Source organism: Saccharopolyspora sp., assembly GCF_017434145.1.
GTDB lineage: Bacteria > Actinomycetota > Actinomycetes > Mycobacteriales > Pseudonocardiaceae > Saccharopolyspora_C > Saccharopolyspora_C galaxeae.
In genome coordinates this window covers 1-2051 of the sequence record NZ_JAFRFW010000953.1, presented here as the reverse complement: position 1 = coordinate 2051, position 2051 = coordinate 1, and the positions used below count along the sequence as shown (strand labels likewise).

Below are 2051 nucleotides of genomic sequence, written 5' to 3'. Positions count from 1 at the left end.
GTGCCGGAACGGCGCGGCACGGAACGAGGTGGCCGGCGATGAGGTCAGAACCCGACGCGCGGCGGGAGCCACCCGGCACCCGGCCATGGGTGCCGGAGACCGGTCCCCGAACGAGGACCCCGAGGTCGAATAGAGGTGTGCCAGTGTCAGCACCCGAGTCCGGACACGGCGAACGGACCGCGCAGGTCCCGGACTCCTCCGTGGTGGAGGTGCGGGTCGCCGCCGAGGCGTCCCAGCTGTCGGTGTTGCGCGCGGTGACCGGTGATCTGGCCATGCGAGCGGACTTCGACGTGGACTCGATCGCCGACCTGCGGCTGGCCGTGGACGAGGCGTGCTCGACCCTGGTGCGGCTCGCGGCCGGGTCCGCGCCGCTGGTCTGCCGGTTCGCGGGCCAGGACCACGAATTGACCGTCTCCGCGTCGGTGCGCAGTGATTCCGCTCAGGCACCGCGGCAGGACACGTTCAGTTGGCGCGTCCTGAGCGCACTCACCGACACTGTGTCAACCTCGGTGCAACCGGACGCGGACACCGACGGTGCCCACGTCGTTCGCATTGAGTTGACCAAGGGACGGACTCACGAGTGAAGCAGGCGGATTCCGATCACGCTGCGCACTCGCGACATCAACGGTACGACGAACTGGCGCCGCTGTTCGCCGAACTCGCGGGTGTGAGTAAGCAAGACCCCCGCTACGAACAACTGCGGGACCGGCTGGTCACCGAACATCTCCCGGTGGCCGAACACATCGCGCGCCGGTTCAGCCACCGCGGCGAGTCCCAGGAGGACCTCACCCAGGTCGCCACCCTCGGTCTGATCAACGCGGTGGACCGGTTCGATCCCGAACGCGGCGTGGACTTCCTGTCCTACGCGGTTCCGACGATCATGGGTGAGGTCCGCAGGCACTTCCGGGACACCGGCTGGGCGGTGCGGATGCCGCGCAGGCTGCAGGAGCTGCACCTGTCGGTGTCCTCGGCGATCGCGCGGCAGTCCCAGGAACTCGGCCGCGCCCCCACGCCCAGCGAGCTGGCCGAGCACCTGGGCATCAGCAGGGACGACGTCTACCGGGGACTGGAGGCGGGCAACGCCTACCGCAGCGCTTCGCTGGACGAGCTGCTCACCGCCACCGACGAGATCCCGCTCGGGGACGCGATCGGCTCGGACGACGCCGAGCTGGCCGAGGTGGAGAACCGGGAGACGATCCGCCCGCTGCTGGCCGAGCTGGACGAGCGGGAGCGCCGGATCCTGGTGATGCGGTTCTTCCGCTCGATGACCCAGACCCAGATCGCCGAGCAGGTCGGCATCTCGCAGATGCACGTGTCCCGGCTGCTGTCCCGGACGCTCGTGTGGCTGCGCGAGCGGATGGAGAGCGAACGAACCCCCGCCGAGTCCGCGCAGGACTGACGGGGGCTGTTCGCGCCTCGGCGGTTGGAAGGACCGTCCGGGGCCCGGCCGGGGGAAGGAGCTCGGACCTCGGACGGCCGGCTTGCGGGGTTCCGGGCCCGGCGGGCCCGGAACCGGGCATCACTTGACCGAGATGCCGTGCTGCTGCAGCCAGGGCTGCGGGTCGACCTTGGTGCCACCCTTCTGCACACCGAAGTGCAGGTGCGGGCCGGTGGACTTGCCCTTGTTGCCAAGAGTGGCGATCTTGTCGCCTGCGTTCACCTTTTGCCCGGTCTTCACGTCGATGGTGTTGATGTGGCCGTAGACGGTGATCGTGCCGTCGTTGTGCTGCACCCGGACCCACTGGCCGAAGCCGCTGGCCGGACCGGCGCTGATGACCTTGCCGTCGGCGACGCTCTTGATCGGCGTGCCGATCTTGTTGGCGATGTCGATGCCCTTGTGCGAGCTGCCCCAGCGGGATCCGAATCCGGAGCTGAGGGTGCCTTCGGCGGGCTTGACGAAGTCCGGCTTCGCCGCGGCGGGCTTGGCCGGGGCTGCCGGCTTGGCCGCGGCCGCGGGTTGAGCCGCGGGCGCAGGGGCCTGGTTGGCCTGCTCCGCTGCGACCGCCTTGCTCTTGTCGAGCTGCTTGGCGGCGTCCTGCGCACCCGCGGCG

General features: G+C 70.0%; 3 protein-coding genes. 2 read left to right on the top strand and 1 reads right to left on the bottom strand.

Going from position 1 to position 2051, the window contains the following annotated elements; all coding sequences use genetic code 11:
* Nucleotides 1-143: 143 nt before the first annotated feature.
* Both IJH84_RS25630 and IJH84_RS25625 read left to right on the top strand, forming a co-directional pair.
* A complete protein-coding gene (locus tag IJH84_RS25630) occupies nt 144-584 on the top strand; it encodes an ATP-binding protein (RefSeq protein WP_295149923.1) in 441 nt (146 codons plus the stop codon).
* Nucleotides 581-1399, top strand: a complete 819-nt coding sequence (locus IJH84_RS25625; protein WP_200071876.1) for an RNA polymerase sigma factor SigF — start codon at nt 581-583, stop codon at nt 1397-1399. The genes IJH84_RS25630 and IJH84_RS25625 overlap by 4 nt, the downstream gene beginning before the upstream one ends.
* Before the next feature lie 120 nt (nt 1400-1519).
* Here IJH84_RS25625 and IJH84_RS25620 read toward each other — a convergent pair.
* A partial coding sequence (locus IJH84_RS25620) for a M23 family metallopeptidase (protein WP_295149921.1) occupies nt 1520-2051 on the bottom strand: 532 nt, incomplete at its 5' end.